Genomic DNA, 21,905 nt, shown 5'->3' with positions numbered 1-21,905 from the left:
CACCGCTTGCGCAGGGCAGACATGACCCAGGAACTCATCACCATCAGTCCCATCGACGGGCGCGAGGTCGTGCGCCGTCCCTACGCCAGCGAGGCGCAGATCGCACAGGCGCTCGCCGACGCCCAAGCCGCGCAGGGCGCGTGGCAGGCACTGGGCGTGCAGGAGCGGGGGCGCATCGTGTCCGAGGCCGTCGACCGCTTCGTCGCCGCGAAGGACGAGATCGCACGCGCCATTACCATCCAGATGGGCCGGCCGCTGCGCTACACGCCCGGAGAGGTGGCGGGCTTCGAGGCCCGCGCGCGCCACATGATCGCGATCGCGGGTGAGGCGCTGGCGCCCATCCAGGTTGCGGAAATGGCGGGATTCACGCGCTTCATCAGCCGTGAACCCATAGGCGTGGCGCTGACCATTGCGCCGTGGAACTATCCCTTGCTGACGGCGGTGAACAGCATCGTGCCCGCGCTGATGGCCGGCAATACCGTCATTCTCAAGCATTCCGACCAGACGCCCCTGTGCGCGGAACTGATCGAACGCGCATTCCGGGAAGCTGGCGCGCCCAAGGGCGTGTTCCAGTACCTGCATGCCAACCATGACATCGTGCGCAGGCTGATCCGCGCGCCGGAGATTGGCTACGTCTCGTTTACCGGTTCGGTGCGCGGCGGGCATGTCGTGGAGGAAAGCGCGGCGGGGAGGTTCATCGGCGTCGGCCTGGAGCTGGGTGGCAATGATCCAGCCTATGTGCGCGAGGACGCGAAGATCGACCATGCGGTCGAGACGTTGGTGGACGGCGCCTTTTTTAATTCAGGCCAATCCTGCTGCGGCATCCAGCGCATCTATGTGGCGCGTGCGCGGTACGACGAGTTCGTCGAGCGTGCGGTCGAATTGACCCGCAGCTACGTGCTGGGGAATCCGCTGCACGCCGAAACAACGCTGGGGCCGGTGGTTCGTGCAAAAGCCGCCGCCGAGATCCGCGACATCATCGGGGCTGCGGTTTCCGCCGGTGCCAGAAATATGATTGATAGCTCGTATTTCAAGGAGGCGAGCATAGGCTCGCCTTACGTCGCGCCGGCCCTGCTGACGCAGGTCGATCATCGCATGCGCATCATGAGTGATGAATGCTTCGGTCCCGCTGTCGGCATCATGGCGGTGGACAGCGACGAGGAGGCGATCGGCCTGATGAACGACAGTCCCTACGGCCTGACGGCGGCGGCTTTTACGCAGGACCAGGATGCGGCCCTGCATATAGGCCGCCAGGTGCAGGCGGGTACGTTCTTCATGAACCGTTGCGATTACCTGGATCCCGCGCTGGCTTGGACCGGCGTGAAGAACTCCGGCCGCGGCGTCTCCTTGTCTGTCGTGGGCTACGAGCAGCTCACCCAAGCCAAATCCTTCCATCTGCGCAGCGTCTGACACGACGCCATCAGGAAACCCACCATGACCGTGCCCAGCGTTAATTGGAACTATCCCACCGCCATCAAGGCCGGCCCCGGCCGCATCAAGGAACTGCCCGAGCTATGCCGCGGCCTGGGCATGAAGCGGCCTCTGCTTGTGACGGATCCCGGGCTTGCTGCCTTGCCGATGGTGATGCAGGCCGTGCGAGCGTGCCGCCAGGAAGGGCTGGAATGCGGCCTGTTCCACGAGATCAAAGGCAATCCCACGGGCCGTAATGTGGACGATGGCGTGCAAGCCTATCGGCAAGGCCGCCATGATGGCGTGATCGCATTCGGCGGCGGCTCCGCGCTGGATGCCGCCAAGGCCATCGCGCTGATGGCCGGGCAGCGGCGGCCATTATGGGATTTCGAAGATGTCGGCGACAACTACCTGCGCGTCGACGTCGCGGGCATGGCCCCGGTGGTGGCCGTGCCGACCACCGCGGGCACGGGTTCCGAAGTAGGGCGCGCTTCCGTCATCACCGACGAGGCCGCCGAGGTCAAGCGCATCATCTTCCACGCGCGCATGCTGCCTGCCGTGGTGATCCTGGACCCCGAGCTCACTGTCGGCCTGCCGCCCAAGATAACGGCGGCGACCGGCATGGACGCGCTGTCGCATAATCTCGAAGCCTACTGTTCGCCTTTCTTCCATCCCATGGCGGCGGGCATCGCGATCGAAGGCATGCGCCTGGTCAAGGAATACTTGCCGCAGGCCGTCGCCAACGGCAGCGATTTGCAGGCGCGGCTGCAGATGCTGGTGGCGTCCAGCATGGGCGCGACGGCGTTCCAGCGCGGGCTGGGCGCCATGCATGCGCTGGCGCATCCGTTGGGCGCGCTGTACGACGCGCATCACGGCATGCTCAACGCAATCCTCATGCCGTACGTGCTGAAAGCCAACGAGCACGCGGTGGCGCCGCGGCTGCAGGCCTTGGCGCGCTACCTGGATCTGCCGGATTCCGGCCCGGGGGCGGTGCTGGACTGGGTGTTGCGTCTGCGCGAGACCGTGGGCATCCCCCACACCCTGGCAGAAATCGGCATCGACGACGCCCAGGCCGAGCGGGTGGGGCGCATGGCGGCCGAGGATCCATCGGCCGGCACCAACCCCGTCAACTACACCCCTGAGCAGTATTCCGATCTTTTTCGTGCAGCAATTCGCGGAAACCTGTAAGCTTCGCCCCCTCTGCGCGGAAACGCTGCGGTGGTTGAAGAAGAATTTTGAATATTTCGTCCCAAGCGTTTGACAGCGGGTTTGAAAGTGTTCATAATCTCGAATTCTCCTGTGGAGGAGTGCCCGAGTGGTTAAAGGGGGCAGACTGTAAATCTGTTGGCCTTGCGCCTACGTTGGTTCGAATCCAACCTCCTCCACCAGAGACCCACACCTAAATCCAGGCGCGGTTTGCCTGGATTTACAATGTGAAGCTCAGAAAGCTGAGCAGCCTTCGCAAAGAAGGTTGTAAGGCTCTCCCGGGCTTCGGATTGAAAAAGGTTTGGGAAAGAGAAGGTGAAAGGGTATGCCGCGGGTGTAGCTCAATGGTAGAGCAGAAGCCTTCCAAGCTTACGACGAGGGTTCGATTCCCTTCACCCGCTCCAAGATTTATTTGCCCATGTGGCTCAGTGGTAGAGCACTCCCTTGGTAAGGGAGAGGTCGCGCGTTCGATCCGCGCCATGGGCACCACTAATTTCTCTCTTCTTCAGTCAGAAGCGCAATCCAGGTCAGGAGTCAGCCATGGCAAAAGGCAAGTTTGAACGTACCAAGCCGCACGTGAACGTGGGTACGATTGGTCACGTTGACCACGGCAAAACGACGTTGACGGCGGCCATCACGACCGTTCTGTCGAACAAGTTCGGCGGCGAAGCCAAGGGCTACGACCAGATCGACGCGACTCCTGAAGAAAAGGCTCGCGGCATCACGATCAACACGGCTCACGTCGAGTACGAAACGGAAGCGCGTCACTACGCGCACGTTGACTGCCCGGGCCACGCTGACTATGTGAAGAACATGATCACGGGCGCCGCGCAGATGGACGGCGCGATCCTGGTCGTGTCGGCCGCTGACGGCCCGATGCCGCAAACCCGCGAACACATCCTGCTGTCGCGCCAGGTTGGCGTGCCGTACATCATCGTCTTCCTGAACAAGGCTGACATGGTTGACGACGCCGAGCTGCTCGAGCTGGTGGAAATGGAAGTCCGCGAACTGCTGTCGAAGTACGACTTCCCGGGCGACGACACCCCGATCGTGAAGGGTTCGGCCAAGCTGGCGCTGGAAGGCGACAAGGGCGAACTGGGCGAACAGGCCATCATGGCTCTGGCCGCTGCGCTGGATTCGTACATCCCGACGCCCGAGCGCGCCGTGGACGGCACGTTCCTGATGCCGGTTGAAGACGTGTTCTCGATCTCGGGTCGCGGCACCGTGGTGACCGGCCGTATCGAACGCGGCGTGATCAAGGTCGGCGAAGAACTCGAAATCGTCGGTATCGTTCCGACGGTCAAGACGACCTGCACGGGCGTGGAAATGTTCCGCAAGCTGCTGGACCAAGGTCAAGCCGGCGACAACGTGGGCATCCTGCTGCGCGGCACCAAGCGTGAAGACGTCCAGCGCGGCCAAGTTCTGGCCAAGCCGGGCTCGATCACCCCGCACACGGACTTCACGTCCGAGGTGTACATCCTGTCCAAGGAAGAAGGCGGCCGTCACACCCCGTTCTTCCAAGGCTATCGTCCCCAGTTCTACTTCCGCACGACGGACGTGACGGGCACGATCGAACTGCCGGCCGACAAGGAAATGGTTCTGCCGGGCGACAACGTGGCCATGACGGTCAAGCTGTTGGCTCCGATCGCCATGGAAGAAGGTCTGCGTTTCGCCATCCGTGAAGGCGGTCGTACCGTCGGCGCCGGCGTCGTCGCCAAGATCCTGAAGTAAGCAATACCCGGATGGGTAGAGTGGACTCTCAAGTCCCTCTATCCATCTTTGCTGTAAAAGTAGTATGATGTATGGTTCCGCAAGTTGTTGCATGTAAGGCGGAAGCAGCTGTGTAGTGCAAGTGTAGTGTTTTAGGGGCATAGCTCAATTGGCAGAGCGTCGGTCTCCAAAACCGAAGGTTGTAGGTTCGATTCCTACTGCCCCTGCCACCGCCAGGATAAACCCGCGGGAGATCATCGCGAGTTACGCATTCACGGCGGCTCGCGTCGCAATATGTCTAATACCAGCGTAGAAACCGTAACCAGTACCGCCGACCGGGTGAAGCTCGGGCTGGCGGTTCTTGTCGTTATTGCTGGCATCGTCGGGTTTTCCGTGCTCAGCGCGCAACCGATGCCTGCACGTATCGGCGTATTCGTCGGCGGCCTTGTGATCGCAGCCGTGATCGCCTGGTTCAGCGAACCCGGCCGCCGCACCCTGAGCTTCGCCAGCGAGTCCTACAACGAAGTCAAGCGTGTCTCGTGGCCCACGCGCAAGGAAACGACCCAGATGACGGGTATCGTTTTCGCGTTTGTGGCGGTCATGGGCCTTTTCATGTGGGTGCTCGACAAGGGCATCGAATGGATTCTTTACGGCCTGTTGTTGGGCTGGAAATAAGGACGGCGAATGAGTAAGCGTTGGTATGTCGTCCATGTGTACTCCGGCATGGAAAAAAGCGTACACAAGGCCCTGAACGAGCGCATCGAGCGCGCGGGCCTGCAAACGTCTTTTGGCCGCATTCTTGTGCCCTCCGAGGAAGTCGTCGAGGTCAAGGGTGGCCAGAAGTCGATCACCGAGCGCCGCATTTTCCCCGGTTATGTCCTGGTTGAAATGGACTTGACCGACGAAACGTGGCACCTGGTCAAGAACACCAACCGCGTCACCGGCTTTTTGGGTGGCTCGGGCAACCGTCCGACCCCGATTTCCGAAAAGGAAGTCGAGAAGATCCTCTCCCAGATGGAAGAGGGCGTCGAGAAACCCCGCCCCAAGATCCTGTTCGAAGTGGGCGAGATGGTTCGGGTCAAGGAAGGTCCGTTTGCAGACTTCAACGGCAACGTCGAAGAAGTCAATTACGAAAAGAGCAAGGTTCGCGTGTCTGTCACCATTTTTGGTCGCGCCACGCCCGTCGAACTCGATTTCAGTCAGGTCGAAAAGACCTAATTTCAACCCCCGGGGAGCCCCCAGGCCTGAACGCCCAGGAGCGATATAACCCGCAAGGAGCAAAGCATGGCGAAGAAGATCGTCGGCTTTATCAAGCTGCAAGTGCCGGCTGGTAAGGCTAACCCCTCCCCCCCGATTGGCCCGGCCCTGGGTCAGCGTGGCCTGAACATCATGGAATTCTGCAAGGCGTTCAACGCCAAGACCCAAGGCATGGAGCCTGGTCTGCCGATTCCGGTGGTGATCACCGCCTTCGCCGACAAGAGCTTCACCTTCATCATGAAGACCCCGCCCGCGACGGTCCTCATCAAGAAGGCCGCCGGCGTGCAAAAGGGTTCGTCCAAGCCGCATACCGACAAGGTCGGCACGCTGACCCGCGCTCAAGCTGAAGAGATCGCCAAGGCCAAGGGCCCCGATCTGACCGCCGCTGATCTGGACGCCGCCGTGCGTACGATCGCTGGCAGCGCCCGCAGCATGGGCATCACGGTTGAGGGGATCTAATCATGGCAAAACTGTCCAAGCGCGCCGCCGCCATTGCGCAGAAGATCGACCGCACCAAGCTGTACCCGGTCGCTGAAGCCCTGACCCTGGTCAAGGAAACCGCCGTCGCCAAGTTCAATGAATCCATTGACGTGGCCGTGCAACTCGGCATCGACCCGAAGAAGTCGGACCAACTGGTTCGCGGCTCGGTCGTTCTGCCCGCCGGCACCGGCAAGTCGGTCCGCGTGGCCGTGTTCGCCCAAGGCGACAAGGCTGAAGCCGCCAAGGCCGCTGGCGCCGACATCGTCGGTCTGGACGACCTGGCTGACCAGATCAAGGCCGGTCAAATGGACTTCGACGTGGTCATCGCCTCGCCCGACACGATGCGTGTCGTGGGTGCCCTGGGTCAGATCCTGGGTCCCCGTGGCCTGATGCCGAACCCGAAGGTCGGCACCGTGACCCCGGACGTCGCTACCGCTGTCAAGAACGCCAAGGCCGGTCAGGTTCAGTACCGCACCGACAAGGCTGGCATCATCCACGCAACGATCGGCCGCGCGTCGTTCGGCGTGGAACAGCTGCAAACCAACCTGGCCGCTCTGGTCGACGCCCTGCAAAAGGCTCGTCCCGCAGCTGCCAAGGGCATTTACCTGCGCAAGCTGGCCGTTTCGTCCACGATGGGCGGCGGTGCGCGCGTGGAAATTGCCTCGCTGTCGGCCAACTAAGCCGATAGCTGTAAACGTACTTTGGGCTGCATCCGGATTCCTCCGGATGTTGCTGTCAAAGACCGCTGGAGCAGGGTGGTTCAAGCAGTACCGGACCCCTCCGCTTAATACCGAAGCCCGTAAGGTTCGGATCCAGCGTAGACGGCGTCCCCAGGAAGATTTCTTTACACGAAGAACTCGACCAGGCGCCGCATTCGGTTGACGCGCAAGGCTCAGGCCCCAGGCGTCTTTTGATGGAGTGTTCAAACCGTGAGTCTCAATCGTCAAGAGAAAGCGGTGGTAATCGAGGAAGTCTCGGCGGAAGTCGCCAAGGCCCAATCGATTGTTATCGCTGAGTACCGTGGTCTGGACGTCGCCTCTGTCACCGTACTGCGCAAAACTGCGCGTGAATCGGGCGTGTATCTGCGTGTTCTGAAGAACTCGCTGGCCCGTCGTGCTGTTGCCGGCACGGCTTTCGAGCCGTTGGCTGAGCAACTGACCGGTCCGCTGATCTATGGCATCAGCGCTGATCCGGTTTCGGCGGCCAAGGTCCTCGCAGGTTTCGCGAAAAGCAACGACAAGCTGGTCATCAAGGCGGGCGCTCTGCCCAACAGCCTGCTGAACCAAGACGGCGTGAAGGCCCTGGCCACCATGCCCTCGCGCGAAGAGTTGCTGTCGAAGCTGCTGGGCACCATGCAAGCCCCCATCGCGCAATTCGTGCGTACGCTCAACGAAGTTCCGACCAAGTTCGCCCGTGGCCTCGCCGCCGTGCGCGACCAGAAGGCTGCGGCTTAATCGCCTGCCTTCACGGAATTCGCTGAACGACCGAGCGACACCCAAACCCTGGCATTACCAAATTATTTGGAGTTCTGAAAAATGGCACTTAACAAAGCTGAAATCCTTGACGCCATCGCTGGCATGACCGTGCTCGAGCTGTCCGAGCTGATCAAGGAAATGGAAGAGAAGTTCGGCGTGTCGGCTGCTGCCGCCGCTGTCGCTGTCGCTGCTCCCGCCGCTGGTGGCGCTGCCGCCGCCGCTGAAGAGCAAACCGAGTTCACCGTCGTCCTGACCGACGCCGGCGCCAACAAGGTCAGCGTCATCAAGGCCGTGCGCGAGCTGACCGGTCTGGGTCTGAAGGAAGCCAAGGACCTGGTCGACGGCGCTCCGAAGCCCGTCAAGGAAGCTGTGGCCAAGGCTGACGCCGAAGCCGCCAAGAAGAAGCTGGAAGAAGCTGGCGCCAAGGTCGAAGTCAAGTAAGACCTGCGTCAATTTGCCCGGGGACAGCGCAGTTTGCAGTCCCCGGGCTTTTGCGTTTCCAGGAAACCCCTACTGGGGGTATGCCCTTTACAGGGGGGTTTCCTGGAGTCGTATCACCTGGGGCCGTGGTTGACGGCCCATGCAACCTCGAGTCGGAGTGCTCATGCCTTACTCGTACACCGAAAAAAAGCGCATCCGCAAAAGCTTCGCCAAGCGTGAAGACGTTCAAAACGTTCCCTTCCTGTTGGCGACACAGCTTCAATCCTACCTAACTTTCCTGCAGGCGGATACCGCCCCGTCCGATCGCGTAGCCGACGGTTTGCAGGCGGCGTTCTCGTCGATTTTCCCGATCGTTAGTCACAACGGTATGGCGCGCTTGGAGTTCGTGAGCTATGTGCTCGGCGAACCGGTGTTCGATGTCAAGGAATGTCAGCAACGTGGCCTGACCTATGCCTCGCCCCTGCGAGCCAAGGTCCGCCTGGTGCTGCTTGACCGCGAAGTCAGCAAGCCCACCGTGAAGGAAGTGAAGGAACAGGAAGTCTACATGGGCGAAATTCCGCTCATGACGGGCACGGGTTCCTTCGTCATCAACGGCACCGAGCGTGTCATCGTTTCGCAGCTGCACCGCTCGCCTGGCGTGTTCTTCGAGCACGACCGCGGCAAGACCCACAGCTCCGGCAAGCTCCTGTTCTCGGCCCGCGTGATTCCTTACCGCGGCTCGTGGCTGGACTTCGAATTCGATCCGAAGGACGTCCTGTTCTTCCGCGTCGACCGTCGCCGCAAGATGCCCGTCACGATTCTGTGCAAGGCCATCGGCATGACGCCGGAATCGATCCTGGCCAACTTCTTCGACTTCGACAACTTCGAATTGAAGAGCGAAGGCGCGATGATGGAATTCGTGCCTGAGCGTTGGAAGGGCGAAATGGCCCGTTTCGACATCAGCGACCGCAGCGGCAAGGTCATTGTCGAAAAAGACAAGCGCATCAACGCCAAGCATCTGCGCGACCTGGCTGCCGGCGGCATCCAGCGCATCTCCGTGCCGGAAGACTTCCTGTACGGCCGCGTGCTGGCCAAGAACATCGTCGACCCGGACACCGGCGAAGTCATCGCCAACGCCAACGACGAGATCACGGAAAGCGTGCTGGGCGCCCTGCGCGCCGCCAACGTGCACGACATCCAAGCCCTCTACACGAACGACCTGGACCGCGGCCCGTACATCTCGCAAACGCTGCGCACCGATGAAACCGCCGACCAGATGGCCGCGCGAGTTGCCATCTACCGCATGATGCGTCCTGGCGAACCGCCCACCGAAGAAGCGGTGGAAGCGCTGTTCCAGCGTCTGTTCTACAGCGAAGAAACGTACGATCTGTCGCGCGTCGGCCGCATGAAGGTCAACAGCCGTCTGGGCCGTGGTGAAGACATCACGGGTCCGATGACGCTGACCAACGAAGACATCCTTGAAACCATCAAGGTGCTGGTCGAGCTGCGTAACGGCCGTGGCCAGATCGACGACATCGATCACCTGGGCAACCGCCGCGTGCGTTGCGTCGGCGAACTGGCCGAGAACCAGTTCCGCGCCGGCCTGGTGCGCGTCGAGCGCGCCGTCAAGGAACGTCTGGGCCAGGCCGAGACGGAAAACCTGATGCCGCACGACCTGATCAACTCCAAGCCGATCTCGGCTGCCATCAAGGAGTTCTTCGGTTCGAGCCAGCTGTCGCAGTTCATGGACCAAACCAACCCGCTGTCGGAAATCACGCACAAGCGTCGCGTTTCCGCACTGGGCCCGGGCGGTCTGACACGCGAGCGCGCCGGCTTCGAAGTCCGCGACGTGCACCCGACCCACTACGGCCGCGTGTGCCCGATCGAAACGCCGGAAGGCCCGAACATCGGCCTGATCAACTCCATGGCGCTGTACGCTCGCCTGAACGAGTACGGCTTCCTGGAAACGCCTTACCGCAAGATCATTGACGGCAAGGTCAGCGAGCAGATCGACTACCTGTCGGCCATCGAAGAAAGCCACTACGTCATCGCGCAGGCCAACGCCGCGCTGGACGAGGAAGGCCGTTTCGTGGACGACCTGGTGGCTTGCCGCGAAGCTGGCGAAACCATGCTGACCGCCCCGGCCAACGTGCATTACATGGACGTTGCCCCGTCGCAGATCGTGTCGGTCGCTGCCTCGCTGATTCCGTTCCTGGAGCACGACGACGCGAACCGCGCGCTGATGGGCGCCAACATGCAACGCCAGGCCGTGCCTTGCCTGCGTCCGGAAAAGCCGGTCGTGGGTACGGGCATCGAGCGCACCGTGGCCGTTGACTCGGGTACGACCGTGCAAGCCCTGCGTGGCGGCCTGGTCGACCACGTCGACGCCGAGCGCGTCGTGATCCGCGTGAACGATGAAGAAAACGTCGCTGGCGAAGTCGGCGTCGACATCTACAACCTGATCAAGTACACCCGTTCCAACCAGAACACGAACATCAACCAGCGTCCCATCGTCAAGCGTGGCGACAAGGTCGCCAAGGGTGACGTGCTGGCTGACGGCGCATCGACCGACCTGGGCGAACTCGCCCTGGGTCAGAACATGCTGATCGCGTTCATGCCCTGGAACGGCTACAACTTCGAAGACTCGATCCTGATCTCCGAAAAGGTTGTTGCCGATGACCGCTACACCTCGGTGCACATCGAGGAACTGACGGTTGTCGCCCGCGACACCAAGCTGGGTCCGGAAGAAATCACGCGCGACATCAGCAACCTGGCCGAGACGCAACTGAACCGTCTGGACGATTCGGGCATCACGTACATCGGCGCCGAAGTCAGCGCCGACGACGTGCTGGTCGGCAAGGTCACGCCCAAGGGCGAAACCCAGCTGACGCCGGAAGAAAAGCTGCTGCGCGCCATCTTCGGTGAAAAGGCGTCCGACGTTAAGGACACCTCGCTGCGCGTGCCCTCGGGCATGACCGGCACCGTGATCGACGTGCAAGTGTTCACGCGTGAAGGCATCGTGCGCGACAAGCGCGCCCAGTCCATCATCGACGATGAACTGCGCCGCTATCGCCAGGACCTGAACGACCAGCTGCGCATCGTTGAAAACGACCAGTTCGACCGTATCGAAAAGATGCTGGTCAACAAGACCGTCAACGGCGGCCCGCGCAAGCTGGCCAAGGGCGCCACGATCACCAAGGCTTACCTGGCTGATCTGGACCGCTGGCAGTGGTTCGACATCCGCCTGGCCGACGAGCCGCACGCCGTCGTGCTGGAGCAGGCCAAGGAATCGCTGGAGCAGAAGCGCCACCAGTTCGACCTGGCTTTCGAAGAAAAGCGCAAGAAGCTGACGCAAGGCGACGAGCTGCCCCCGGGCGTGCTGAAGATGATCAAGGTCTACCTGGCCGTGAAGCGTCGTCTGCAGCCTGGCGACAAGATGGCAGGCCGTCACGGCAACAAGGGCGTGGTCTCGCGCATCACCCCGGTGGAAGACATGCCGCACATGGCTGACGGCACGCCGGCCGACATCGTTCTGAACCCGCTGGGCGTGCCCTCGCGGATGAACGTCGGCCAGGTGCTGGAAGTGCACTTGGGCTGGGCTGCCAAGGGCGTGGGCCACCGCATCGCCGACATGCTGCGCGACGAGCGCACTGCGCAGGTCAAGAACGTCCGCGCCTATCTGGACAAGGTCTACAACACGACCGGCACCGGCGCGCGCATCGACGAGCTGACCGACGAAGAAGTCATGGAAATGGCCCAGAACCTCAAGAACGGCGTGCCGTTCGCGACGCCCGTCTTCGACGGCGCGACCGAAGAGGAAATCACCACGATGCTGGAACTGGCCTATCCGGACGACGTCGCCAAGCGCATGGCGCTGACGCCTTCGCGTACGCAGGCGTGGCTGTACGACGGCCGCACCGGCGAGCAGTTCGAGCGCCCCGTCACGGTCGGCTACATGCACTACCTGAAGCTGCACCACTTGGTCGACGACAAGATGCACGCGCGTTCGACCGGCCCGTACTCGCTGGTTACCCAGCAGCCTCTGGGCGGCAAGGCGCAGTTCGGCGGTCAGCGTTTCGGGGAAATGGAAGTGTGGGCGCTGGAAGCATACGGCGCCGCCTACACCCTGCAGGAAATGCTGACGGTGAAGTCCGACGACATCACCGGCCGTACCAAGGTATACGAAAACATCGTCAAGGGCGATCACGTCATCGACGCCGGCATGCCGGAATCGTTCAACGTGCTGGTCAAGGAAATCCGCTCGTTGGCCCTGGACATGGATTTGGAGCGTAACTAATGAAAGCGCTACTCGACCTCTTTAAGCAAGTCTCGCAAGACGAGCAGTTCGATGCCATCAAGATCGGCATCGCCTCGCCCGAGAAGATCCGTTCGTGGTCCTACGGCGAAGTTCGCAAGCCCGAGACCATCAACTACCGTACGTTCAAGCCCGAGCGCGACGGCCTGTTCTGCTCCAAGATCTTTGGCCCGATCAAAGACTACGAGTGCTTGTGCGGCAAGTACAAGCGCCTGAAGCATCGTGGCGTGATCTGCGAAAAGTGCGGCGTGGAAGTCACCGTCGCCAAGGTTCGCCGTGAACGCATGGGCCACATCGAGCTGGCCAGCCCCGTCGCGCACATCTGGTTCCTGAAGAGCCTGCCGTCGCGTCTGGGCATGGTGCTCGACATGACCCTGCGCGACATCGAACGCGTGCTGTACTTCGAAGCCTGGTGCGTGATCGAACCCGGCATGACGCCGCTCAAGCGCGGCCAGATCATGTCGGATGACGATTTCCTCGCCAAGACCGAAGAGTACGGCGACGACTTCCGTGCCCTGATGGGCGCGGAAGCCGTGCGCGAACTGCTGCGCACCATCGACATCGACCGCGAAGTGGAAACGCTGCGCGGCGAACTGAAGGCCACCAGCTCGGAAGCCAAGATCAAGAAGATCTCCAAGCGCCTGAAGGTGCTGGAAGGCTTCCAGAAGTCCGGCATCAAGGCCGAGTGGATGGTCATGGAAGTGCTGCCCGTGCTGCCGCCGGACCTGCGTCCGCTGGTGCCGCTGGACGGCGGCCGCTTCGCGACCTCCGACCTGAACGACCTGTACCGCCGCGTCATCAACCGCAACAACCGCTTGAAGCGCCTGCTGGAGCTGAAGGCTCCGGAAATCATCCTGCGCAACGAAAAGCGGATGCTGCAGGAAGCCGTCGACTCGCTGCTGGACAACGGTCGCCGCGGCAAGGCCATGACGGGCGCCAACAAGCGCCAGCTCAAGTCCCTGGCCGACATGATCAAGGGCAAGAGCGGTCGTTTCCGTCAGAACCTGCTGGGCAAGCGCGTCGACTACTCGGGCCGTTCGGTCATCGTGGTGGGTCCGCAGCTCAAGCTGCATCAGTGCGGCCTGCCCAAGCTGATGGCCCTGGAACTGTTCAAGCCGTTCATCTTCAATCGTCTGGAGATGATGGGCCTGGCCACGACCATCAAGGCTGCCAAGAAGCTGGTGGAAAGCCAGGAACCGGTGGTCTGGGACATCCTGGAAGAAGTCATCCGCGAACACCCGGTCATGCTGAACCGTGCGCCCACGCTGCACCGTTTGGGCATCCAGGCGTTCGAGCCGGTCCTGATCGAAGGCAAGGCCATCCAGCTGCACCCGCTGGTTTGCGCGGCGTTCAACGCCGACTTCGACGGTGACCAGATGGCCGTGCACGTGCCGCTGTCGCTGGAAGCCCAGCTGGAAGCGCGCACGCTGATGCTGGCTTCGAACAACGTGCTGTTCCCCGCCAACGGCGAACCGTCGATCGTGCCGTCCCAGGACATCGTGCTGGGTCTGTACTACACGACGCGCGAGCGCATCAACGGCCGCGGCGAAGGCATCTTCTTCACCGACGTCGCTGAAGTGCAGCGCGCCTACGACAACGGCGAAGTCGAACTGCAGTCGCGCATCACCGTGCGCCTGAAGGAACACGAGCGCGACGAGAACGGCGAATGGCAGCCGGTGATCCGCCGTCACGAGACGACGGTCGGCCGCGCGCTGCTGTCCGAAATCCTGCCCAAGGGCTTGCCCTTCACGGTGCTGAACAAGGCGCTGAAGAAGAAGGAAATCTCGCGCCTGATCAACCAGTCGTTCCGCCGTTGCGGCCTGCGCGACACGGTGATCTTCGCTGACAAGCTGATGCAGTCGGGCTTCCGCCTGGCCACGCGCGGCGGTATCTCCATCGCCATGGGCGACATGCTGATCCCGACCGCCAAGGAAGGCATCCTGGCCGAAGCCAGCCGCGAAGTGAAGGAAATCGACAAGCAGTACTCGTCGGGTCTGGTCACGTCCCAGGAACGCTACAACAACGTGGTGGACATCTGGGGCAAGGCCGGCGACAAGGTCGGCAAGGCGATGATGGAACAACTGGCCACCGAGCCCGTGATCAACCGTCACGGCGAAGAAGTGCGCCAGGAATCGTTCAACTCCATCTACATGATGGCTGACTCGGGCGCCCGCGGTTCGGCCGCCCAGATCCGCCAGCTGGCCGGTATGCGCGGCCTGATGGCCAAGCCGGACGGCTCGATTATCGAAACGCCGATTACCGCGAACTTCCGTGAAGGCCTGAACGTACTCCAGTACTTCATCTCGACTCACGGCGCGCGTAAGGGTCTGGCCGATACGGCACTGAAGACCGCCAACTCGGGTTACCTGACCCGTCGTCTGGTCGACGTGACGCAAGACTTGGTGATTACCGAGGACGATTGCGGCACCTCGCAGGGCTACAACATGAAGGCCCTGGTCGAAGGCGGTGAAGTCATTGAACCGTTGCGCGATCGCATCCTGGGTCGTGTGGCTGCCGTTGATATCGTCAACCCGGACACGCAGGAAACGGCCATCGTCGCCGGCACCCTGCTGGACGAAGATATGGTCGACACCATCGACCGCATCGGCGTGGACGAAGTCAAGGTCCGCACGCCGCTGACTTGCGAAACGCGCCACGGTCTGTGCGCGCACTGCTACGGCCGCGACCTCGGCCGCGGCTCGCCGGTCAACCAGGGCGAAGCGGTTGGCGTCATCGCCGCTCAGTCCATCGGTGAACCGGGCACGCAGCTGACGATGCGTACGTTCCACATCGGTGGCGCGGCGTCGCGTTCGGCCCTGGCCAGCGCGGTGGAAACCAAGTCCAGCGGTACCGTCGGCTTTGCCAGCACGATGCGCTACGTCACCAACGCCAAGGGCGAACGCGTGGCGATCTCGCGCTCCGGCGAACTGGCGATCTTCGACGACAACGGCCGCGAACGCGAACGCCACAAGATCCCGTACGGCGCGACCGTGCTGGTTGGCGATGGCGAAGCCGTGAAGGCTGGCGCGCGTCTGGCGACGTGGGATCCGCTGACCCGTCCGATCGTGTCGGAATACGGCGGCGCCGTCCGCTTCGAGAACATCGAAGAAGGCGTGACCGTTGCCAAGCAGGTGGACGAAGTCACCGGCCTGTCGACGCTCGTCGTCATCACGCCGAAGACCCGTGGCGGCAAGATCGTCATGCGTCCGCAGATCAAGCTGGTCAACGAGAACGGCGAAGACGTCAAGATCGCCGGCACCGATCACTCGGTGAACATCTCGTTCCCGGTGGGCGCGCTGATCACGGTGCGTGACGGCCAGCAGGTTGCCGTGGGTGAAGTTCTGGCGCGTATTCCGCAAGAATCGCAAAAGACCCGCGACATTACCGGCGGTCTGCCGCGCGTGGCCGAGCTGTTCGAAGCCCGTTCGCCGAAGGATGCCGGCATGCTCGCCGACGTCACCGGCACGGTCTCGTTCGGCAAGGACACCAAGGGCAAGCAGCGTCTGGTCATCACCGACCTGGAAGGCGTGAGCCACGAGTTCCTGATTCCGAAGGAAAAGCAGGTTCTGGTGCACGACGGCCAAGTGGTGAACAAGGGCGAAATGATCGTGGACGGCCCGGCCGATCCCCACGACATCCTGCGCCTGCAAGGCATCGAGAAGCTGGCGACGTACATCGTCGACGAAGTGCAGGACGTGTACCGTCTGCAGGGCGTGAAGATCAACGACAAGCATATTGAAGTGATCGTCCGCCAGATGCTGCGCCGCGTGAACATCGTCGACGCCGGCGATACCGAGTTCATCCCGGGCGAGCAGGTCGAGCGCTCCGAGTTGTTGAACGAGAACGACCGCGTCACGGCTGAAGACCGCCGTCCGGCCAGCTACGACAACGTGCTGCTGGGTATCACCAAGGCCTCGCTGTCGACCGACTCGTTCATCTCGGCCGCTTCGTTCCAGGAAACCACCCGGGTCCTGACCGAAGCCGCCATCATGGGCAAGCGCGACGACCTGCGCGGCTTGAAGGAAAACGTCATCGTCGGCCGCCTGATCCCGGCCGGTACCGGCCTGGCTTACCACCATGCCCGCAGGGACAAGGAAGCGCTGGAGGCTGCGGAACGCGAAGCCGCCCGCCAGCTGGCCAACCCGTTCGAAGACTCGCCGGTCACGGTGGGCTCGGATGCGGAAACGCCGGCTTCCGACCTGGGCGCCGAGGATTCCGCCGAATAAGCGGAAACACCCGGCAGGGATGCCGCGCGCAGTCCGGCGCGGCATGCCCGGAATCAAAAAGGCCGCTGATGCAAATCAGCGGCCTTTTTTTGTCTGGCGCAGGGAAGTTACTTTGGAACCTGTGCCTGCGCGTGCCGGAAGACGGGTCCCCAGACCGGATGGCCGGCTTCGTTGGGCGCCAGTTCAAAGGCGGGGTCCAGGGCCAGAATGCGGGCGAAACTGTCTTCGCACAGCCGCGGATACTTGCTCACGCAGTAGCTGAACGCCTGCAGCTTGTAGGCCTCGATGCGTACGGCCTTGGTGGAAGTGGCCAGGGCGTCGGAGGTGGCGACGCCGCGGATGACTTCTCCGTAGCGGCCGGCGCTATATTTGTCGCGTACCTGCTGCAGCTGGTCCAGGGCTTCCGCGGTGGGAGGCGCTTCCGGCTTTTGGGATGAGACGCCGGCGCAGCCCGCCAGCAGGGCCGATAAGCCGAGCAGACTACTCAGAACGCGAATTTTCATGGCTTCCAAAGGTGTAGAGAGGTTTAGCGGTACGCTATCGTGCCACAGCCTGATGCGCTCGGACATTTTCGGCAATGTCCTTGCGGTGCGGATTGGATAATATTCGCCTTATTCCATAGTTAATTCAGCTGTCGCGCGACAGCGCAGTCCCGATCATGTCTTCTTCCGCCGGCCTCCTGACGCCGCGTGGCCCTTTTTCCGGCGCCGCGCCGCTTGCACTGCGTCCGCTGAGCGCCATCGCCGCCAGCACGGCGGGGGGCGTGCCGGAAACCCGCATCAAGCGGCTTTTGTCCGATCTGCTGCCGTCCTTGATGGCGCTGCATGCCCAAGGTGAAATCTGCGGCGATATTTCGCTGGACACGGTGGGCATGGACGAAAACGCCCGTGCCCATCTGGTACCCGAACTGGTCGTGGCGCGGTCGCGCCGCGCTACCCGCACGCCGACCCCGGGGTTTGCGCCGTTCGAGCTCTACACGGATTCGATGGAATGGCCGCGCGGCCCTTGGAGCGATATCTACGCCTTGTGCGCGGTGATGCACGCCCTGATCATTGGCAGCAAGCCCGTCCCGGCGCCCGAACGCCGGGCTGAAGATACCTACGAACCGCTCGCGTCCCTGGGTTTGCCGAAATACAGCCCGCACTTCCTGTCAGTGATCGACGCCGGCCTGGCCATGGCGCCCGCCGACCGTCCGCAGACGCTGGCCGACCTGGCCGGCATGCTGGGCATCGCCGCGCAGGTCGAAACGGCGCCGGATCCGGTGATTCCGGCGCCGGCTTCGCGCGCGGCGCCGGCTGCTGCTGCCGCAGTGCATCAACCCGCCCGCGGGCGCCATCCGCTGCTGGTGCTGCTGCTCATCGTGGCGTTGATCGGCGCGGGCGTATATGCCTGGTTCGAGTCTGGCATGGGCGCGCCCAATGCGCTGATCACCCGGTCCGAAGTGGTCCAGCCGAACCCGCCGGCGGTGCATCCCCTGCCGCCGCCATCGGCGCCGGGCGCCACGTCTGTGGCGCCGCCATCGCTGCCCGAGGTTCGAACCCCGCAGGAATCCGCGCCTCAACCCCCAGTCGCGGGAAGCGCGCCAGCTCAGGGCGACACTCCGGCTCAGCCGGCGCTGCCTGCCGAGGCGTCTGGGACTGCGCCAACTTTACCCGCGACCGCGCCGGCGGAGACTCCCGCCGTGGCCGAAGAGGCTCCCAAACCCAAACCGGTTCCCGTGCAGGTGCGATTGGACATCCGCCCATGGGGCGAGGTCTGGATCAATGGCGTGGCGCGTGGCATCAGTCCGCCGGTCAAGGAACTGCGGCTGATTCCCGGCAAGTACCAGGTGGTGCTGCGTAACGCCGATCTGCCGCCCTACCGCATGACGCTGGAGGTCAAGGCGGGCAAGCCCGCCGTGATCTCGCACGTCTTCCAATAGGGAGCGCCGCGGCTACGCCGCGGGCATTTCCTCCGGCGCCATCGGCAGGCGCAGCGTGAAGACCGAACCCACGCCCAGCTCGCTGCTGACCTCGACCGATCCGCCGTGGCGTTCGGCCACCGTGCGCACGAATGCCAGGCCCAGGCCCGCGCCGCCGACATCGCCGCGGGTTTCCACACCCACACGCGAGAAGGGCTCGAACAAGCGGGCCAGGTCCTGCGCTGCGATACCCTGTCCCTGATCGCGGATGTTGACGCGCCAGAAGCCAGGTTCCTCGTCGATGCCGCATTCGATCCGCGTGTCCGCCGGGCTGTATTTGATGGCGTTGTCGATCAGATTGCACAGCGTGCGCATGAGCAGGGTCTGATCGCCGCGGACGTAGGCGCCGGGCAGCGGTAGCGCGAGGGTGAGTTCGATGCCGCGTTTCTGTGCCGAGGCCCAGAATTCGTCCACGGCGTCCTGCAGCAGGCTACCCAGATCCAGCTCCACCGCGCTGATCGTCATCGACTCGGCGCGCGTGAGGTGCACGAAATCGTCGACCAGGCGCAGCGTGCGGTTGGCCAGCGCGGCGATGCGGCCCAGGGTTTCACCCTGGCCTTCGGTCGAACCGCTTTCCTGTTTCATTTCGACCAGCGCGAGGATCGAGCTTTGGGGCGCGCGCATGTCGTGCGAGATGAAGCGCAGGGTTTCCTCGCGTTGGCGTTCCGCCTGGCGGATGCGCGAGATGTCCGTCAGCGTGGTGACGGTGCCGGCGAAGTTGCCTTCGGCGGTATGGATGGGGGCGCATTTCAGGATCAGGTCGCGCCCGGCGTGGTCGCGTATTTCCAGGTCGGCGCTCCAGGGCGATGACGCGGCGACCGGGCCTTGGCCGCTGAGCGCTTCGGCGACGCGTTGGCGGGTGGCGGGATCGGAGATGGTTTTCTCGAGCAGGTGCGCGGCTGGACGGCCGACGCGGGGAGGGCGCATGCCCAGCCGCTGGAAATACATGACAGCAGCCTGGTTGCGGAATTGCATGCGGCCGTCCTGATCGAAAACCAGCGTGGCGTCCGGCATGCCGTCCAGGCCGTCAGCGAGGAAGCGGCGCAGGTTGCGCACGCGGGCCAGCGCCCGGCGCAGCTCCCCGACGCGGCTCTCCAGCGACACGCTGGGTCCCGCGCCCTGGGCGCCGGCCTCGTTCAGCACCGGCGGGTACTCGCGCTGCAGGCGGCGCAGTTCGTTGTCCATGTAGCGCAGCGCGGCCTCCTGGCTGCGCCAGCTCCAGAGCGGATAGCACAGCGTCACGCCCAGCAGCGCCGCAGCGGGCGCGAACCACACATAGGCGTAGGCCAGCAGCAGCAGCGCGGTCAGCAGGATGAGGGCGAACAGCGCCAGGCTGACCAGCAGGGCCCGCTTGGGCGACAGCCGCCACAGGGCCAGGCAGGCCAGCAGCACGGGCAGCGCCGCAAACAGCGCGTTGCACCAGGCGGGCGGCAGCCTATAGGCGATGTCGTCGCGTGCGGCGTGCAGCAGGTTGGCGATGATCTCCACCCCCGACATGCCGCTGACGTCATGTGAAACCGGTGTCGGGTAGGCGTCGCCCAGGCCGGTGGCCCAGGCGCCGACCAGCACGTACTTGTCGCGCAGTTCCTCCGGCGACAGATCGCCACGCAACACGGACAGGTAGGACACGGTCCGCGTATGCGCGGTGGGGCCGGCGTAGGGAATCAGGATGCTGCCGTCAGGCGCGGCACGTTGCAACAGCTCTTGCGCGGAATCCGGTTCGCCGCCGACGTCGAGCATGGCCAAGGCCAGATGGTTCCAGCGGCGGTCTCCAAGCCGCGCGGTCAGGGTGGCTTCGCGCACCACGCCATCGGGGTCGATGCGCGCGTTGATGAAGCCTTTCGCGGCGGCGGCCTGCGACACGCCGGGGATGGGTTCGTTGACGGCGGCAGGGCGGTCGAGCCGGTCCAGCACGACCGGCAGGACGGTACGGCCGTGGCGCCGGATGCTGTCGGCCAGGATGCGGTCGTCGTTCGGATTGGCCATGTCCGGCTCGGCGAAGATCAGGTCCAGCGCGACGGCGCGAGCGCCCTGGAGCCGGTCCAGCAGCGCCGCGTGGACCGCGCGCCGCCAGGGCCAGTGGCCCAGCGCCTTGACGCTGTCATCGTCTATCGCGACGATCAGGATATCGGGATCGGCACCGCGTCCGGTCATCGACAAGGCGCGGTCATAAAGAATCTGGTCGAAACGGCCCAGGCCGTTGAAAGCGCCCAGGATGGCGGCAAGCGCCGCCAAAGCCACAGTTAGCCACAGCCCTGAGCGCGAGGTCCGGTCCTGCGGATCGGCATCGGCCATGGGGCGGGCTCTAGTAATCGGTCAGCGTGATCAGGCCGCCCGTGCCGCTGGCCACGCCAGAGCCGTCGGAGGTCAGGAGCATGTTCGCGCCCTCGAAGGTGGCGATCGCGTCGCGCCCGTTCAGGCCCAGGTCATCCACTGCGCGCACCGACACGTAGTAGGTGCCGGGACCGGGCGCCGTAAAGCGGATGTCGTTGCTGGGGAAGCTCGTCGACGATACCGGCAACGCGCCTTCGGCATCGCGCGAAACGCGCACCAGATAGCTCTGTGCGCCGGACACGGGCGAGACGTCGGCGGTCCAGGCGCCGCCGCCCGCCCGCGTGGGCGTGCCCAACTGCGGCGCATCCAGCAGCGCACGCATGCCCGAGACCACGCCGTCCGAGCCGACCGCCGCGCCGTAGCCCGTGGCCACCGCCACGGGCTTGGCCGGAGCCGATCCGGGGGCGTGGGGCTGCAGCCGCACGCTGCCTTCCAGCACTTCGCTGTGCACGCCTTGTGCGCCGCTTTGCACGCGGAAGCGCGTGCCGCGTACGCCGGTGACTGCGACCGGCGTGCGGATTTCGAAACGGCCCACGCCTTGTCCCGCGGGTGCCACGGACGATTCCACGCCGCCCTTTTGCACCTGGACGACGGAATCCGTCAGCGCGGTGCCTTCGAACTGGCGCAGGCGCGTCAGCTCGACCGAACCGCCAGCCGGCAGCGTCAGCTTGGAACCATCGGCCAGCTCCAGCGTCACGAAGCCGTTGGCGGCGGTGCCGACCGTACTGCCTTCGGCCACGGTGTCGCCAGCCCGCAGGGCCTTGCCGTCGACGTTCGCCTGGCCGCTGACGTGCACGACACGGGCATCGGCGGGCCGCACGGGAATCATGGACAGGGGAATGCGCAACTCCAGCCCGATGGGCAGGGCTTCGGGCGTGACGACCTTGTTCAGGGTCTGCAACTGGTTCCAGTTGGCCGGCTTGTGCGTATAGCGGGTCGCCAGGTCGATCAGCGTATCGCCTTGGCGGATGCGGTAGATGAAATCATCCCCCAGCGCGCCGGCGGGCTGGCTGTGCGCCGGCGCCATCAGCGTGAGGCAGGAAATCAGGCCAAGCAAAGAAAGCGCGCGGCAGCGGCTCATGACTCTCGTTTCTCCAGGGATGCGCGCAGGC

The 21,905-nt window shown here is 63.7% G+C and carries 15 protein-coding genes and 4 tRNA genes; 16 read left to right on the top strand and 3 right to left on the bottom strand.

The features are described 5' to 3' along the window. Nucleotides 1–21: 21 nt before the first annotated feature. From NGK62_RS11350 to rpoC, 15 genes are all read left to right on the top strand, one after another. Nucleotides 22–1,410, top strand: coding sequence for an aldehyde dehydrogenase family protein (locus NGK62_RS11350; RefSeq protein WP_251878356.1), 1,389 nt, complete (start codon nucleotides 22–24; stop codon nucleotides 1,408–1,410). 24 nt (nucleotides 1,411–1,434) lie between these two features. Beyond that, nucleotides 1,435–2,598: an iron-containing alcohol dehydrogenase gene (locus NGK62_RS11345; protein ID WP_251878354.1), complete on the top strand. Its 1,164-nt coding sequence runs from the start codon at nucleotides 1,435–1,437 to the stop codon at nucleotides 2,596–2,598. A gap of 113 nt (nucleotides 2,599–2,711) precedes the next feature. Then, nucleotides 2,712–2,798: transfer RNA gene (locus NGK62_RS11340), tRNA-Tyr, on the top strand. Nucleotides 2,799–2,946: 148 nt separating this feature from the next. After that, nucleotides 2,947–3,020: transfer RNA gene (locus tag NGK62_RS11335), tRNA-Gly, on the top strand. Nucleotides 3,021–3,030: 10 nt separating this feature from the next. Further along, nucleotides 3,031–3,105, top strand: a tRNA-Thr gene (locus NGK62_RS11330). Nucleotides 3,106–3,156: 51 nt separating this feature from the next. After that, the gene (gene tuf, locus NGK62_RS11325; protein WP_119449751.1) at nucleotides 3,157–4,347 is read left to right on the top strand and encodes an elongation factor Tu; all 1,191 of its coding nucleotides are present in this window, start codon (nucleotides 3,157–3,159) and stop codon (nucleotides 4,345–4,347) included. 133 nt (nucleotides 4,348–4,480) lie between these two features. Continuing rightward, a tRNA-Trp gene (locus tag NGK62_RS11320) sits at nucleotides 4,481–4,556 on the top strand. A 64-nt stretch (nucleotides 4,557–4,620) separates the two neighbouring features. Then, nucleotides 4,621–5,001 carry a preprotein translocase subunit SecE gene (secE, locus tag NGK62_RS11315; protein WP_054459362.1) on the top strand — a complete coding sequence of 127 codons (381 nt, stop codon included), beginning with the start codon at nucleotides 4,621–4,623 and terminating at the stop codon, nucleotides 4,999–5,001. Between the two features lie 9 nt (nucleotides 5,002–5,010). Then, nucleotides 5,011–5,544: a transcription termination/antitermination protein NusG gene (gene nusG, locus NGK62_RS11310; RefSeq protein ID WP_006389586.1), complete on the top strand. Its 534-nt coding sequence runs from the start codon at nucleotides 5,011–5,013 to the stop codon at nucleotides 5,542–5,544. Between the two features lie 66 nt (nucleotides 5,545–5,610). After that, a complete protein-coding gene (gene rplK, locus NGK62_RS11305) occupies nucleotides 5,611–6,042 on the top strand; it encodes a 50S ribosomal protein L11 (RefSeq protein WP_006389587.1) in 432 nt (143 codons plus the stop codon). A gap of 2 nt (nucleotides 6,043–6,044) precedes the next feature. Then, on the top strand, nucleotides 6,045–6,743 hold the full coding sequence (gene rplA, locus NGK62_RS11300) for a 50S ribosomal protein L1 (RefSeq protein ID WP_054459364.1): 699 nt from the start codon (nucleotides 6,045–6,047) through the stop codon (nucleotides 6,741–6,743). 249 nt (nucleotides 6,744–6,992) lie between these two features. After that, nucleotides 6,993–7,517 (top strand): 50S ribosomal protein L10, encoded by a 525-nt coding sequence (rplJ, locus tag NGK62_RS11295; RefSeq protein ID WP_013397032.1) that lies wholly within the window; start codon nucleotides 6,993–6,995, stop codon nucleotides 7,515–7,517. An 81-nt stretch (nucleotides 7,518–7,598) separates the two neighbouring features. Continuing rightward, nucleotides 7,599–7,979, top strand: coding sequence for a 50S ribosomal protein L7/L12 (gene rplL / locus NGK62_RS11290; protein ID WP_042795892.1), 381 nt, complete (start codon nucleotides 7,599–7,601; stop codon nucleotides 7,977–7,979). A gap of 163 nt (nucleotides 7,980–8,142) precedes the next feature. Next, nucleotides 8,143–12,255: a DNA-directed RNA polymerase subunit beta gene (gene rpoB / locus NGK62_RS11285; protein ID WP_059380284.1), complete on the top strand. Its 4,113-nt coding sequence runs from the start codon at nucleotides 8,143–8,145 to the stop codon at nucleotides 12,253–12,255. Continuing rightward, nucleotides 12,255–16,499 (top strand): DNA-directed RNA polymerase subunit beta', encoded by a 4,245-nt coding sequence (rpoC, locus tag NGK62_RS11280; protein WP_059380283.1) that lies wholly within the window; start codon nucleotides 12,255–12,257, stop codon nucleotides 16,497–16,499. Before rpoB ends, rpoC begins: the two co-directional genes overlap by 1 nt. A 107-nt stretch (nucleotides 16,500–16,606) precedes the next feature. On the opposite strand, the gene NGK62_RS11275 is transcribed toward rpoC, so the two are convergent. Further along, the gene (locus NGK62_RS11275) at nucleotides 16,607–17,002 is read right to left on the bottom strand and encodes a TssQ family T6SS-associated lipoprotein (RefSeq protein ID WP_059380282.1); all 396 of its coding nucleotides are present in this window, start codon (nucleotides 17,000–17,002) and stop codon (nucleotides 16,607–16,609) included. 155 nt (nucleotides 17,003–17,157) lie between these two features. Here NGK62_RS11275 and NGK62_RS11270 point away from each other — a divergent pair, with 155 nt between their 5' ends. After that, nucleotides 17,158–18,420, top strand: coding sequence for a serine/threonine-protein kinase (locus NGK62_RS11270; RefSeq protein ID WP_251878352.1), 1,263 nt, complete (start codon nucleotides 17,158–17,160; stop codon nucleotides 18,418–18,420). A gap of 12 nt (nucleotides 18,421–18,432) precedes the next feature. On the opposite strand, the gene NGK62_RS11265 is transcribed toward NGK62_RS11270, so the two are convergent. Beyond that, nucleotides 18,433–20,754: a CHASE2 domain-containing protein gene (locus NGK62_RS11265; RefSeq protein ID WP_251878349.1), complete on the bottom strand. Its 2,322-nt coding sequence runs from the start codon at nucleotides 20,752–20,754 to the stop codon at nucleotides 18,433–18,435. A 10-nt stretch (nucleotides 20,755–20,764) separates the two neighbouring features. Then, complete coding sequence (locus NGK62_RS11260; RefSeq protein ID WP_059380279.1) at nucleotides 20,765–21,874, bottom strand: FecR family protein; 1,110 nt, start codon at nucleotides 21,872–21,874, stop codon at nucleotides 20,765–20,767. Nucleotides 21,875–21,905 lie beyond the last annotated feature (31 nt).

This window comes from Achromobacter sp. Marseille-Q4954, from assembly GCF_943737025.1.
Taxonomy (GTDB): domain Bacteria; phylum Pseudomonadota; class Gammaproteobacteria; order Burkholderiales; family Burkholderiaceae_B; genus Achromobacter; species Achromobacter bronchisepticus_A.
This window is presented reverse-complemented; position numbering and strand designations above follow the sequence as displayed.

Coding starts and splice junctions, on each gene's coding strand:
- NGK62_RS11350 (WP_251878356.1), top strand. CDS start 22: ATGACCCAGGAACTCATCACCATCAGTCCCATCGACGGGCGCGAGGTC.
- NGK62_RS11345 (WP_251878354.1), top strand. CDS start 1,435: ATGACCGTGCCCAGCGTTAATTGGAACTATCCCACCGCCATCAAGGCC.
- tuf (WP_119449751.1), top strand. CDS start 3,157: ATGGCAAAAGGCAAGTTTGAACGTACCAAGCCGCACGTGAACGTGGGT.
- secE (WP_054459362.1), top strand. CDS start 4,621: ATGTCTAATACCAGCGTAGAAACCGTAACCAGTACCGCCGACCGGGTG.
- nusG (WP_006389586.1), top strand. CDS start 5,011: ATGAGTAAGCGTTGGTATGTCGTCCATGTGTACTCCGGCATGGAAAAA.
- rplK (WP_006389587.1), top strand. CDS start 5,611: ATGGCGAAGAAGATCGTCGGCTTTATCAAGCTGCAAGTGCCGGCTGGT.
- rplA (WP_054459364.1), top strand. CDS start 6,045: ATGGCAAAACTGTCCAAGCGCGCCGCCGCCATTGCGCAGAAGATCGAC.
- rplL (WP_042795892.1), top strand. CDS start 7,599: ATGGCACTTAACAAAGCTGAAATCCTTGACGCCATCGCTGGCATGACC.
- rpoB (WP_059380284.1), top strand. CDS start 8,143: ATGCCTTACTCGTACACCGAAAAAAAGCGCATCCGCAAAAGCTTCGCC.
- rpoC (WP_059380283.1), top strand. CDS start 12,255: ATGAAAGCGCTACTCGACCTCTTTAAGCAAGTCTCGCAAGACGAGCAG.
- NGK62_RS11275 (WP_059380282.1), bottom strand. CDS start 17,002: ATGAAAATTCGCGTTCTGAGTAGTCTGCTCGGCTTATCGGCCCTGCTG.
- NGK62_RS11270 (WP_251878352.1), top strand. CDS start 17,158: ATGTCTTCTTCCGCCGGCCTCCTGACGCCGCGTGGCCCTTTTTCCGGC.
- NGK62_RS11265 (WP_251878349.1), bottom strand. CDS start 20,754: ATGGCCGATGCCGATCCGCAGGACCGGACCTCGCGCTCAGGGCTGTGG.
- NGK62_RS11260 (WP_059380279.1), bottom strand. CDS start 21,874: ATGAGCCGCTGCCGCGCGCTTTCTTTGCTTGGCCTGATTTCCTGCCTC.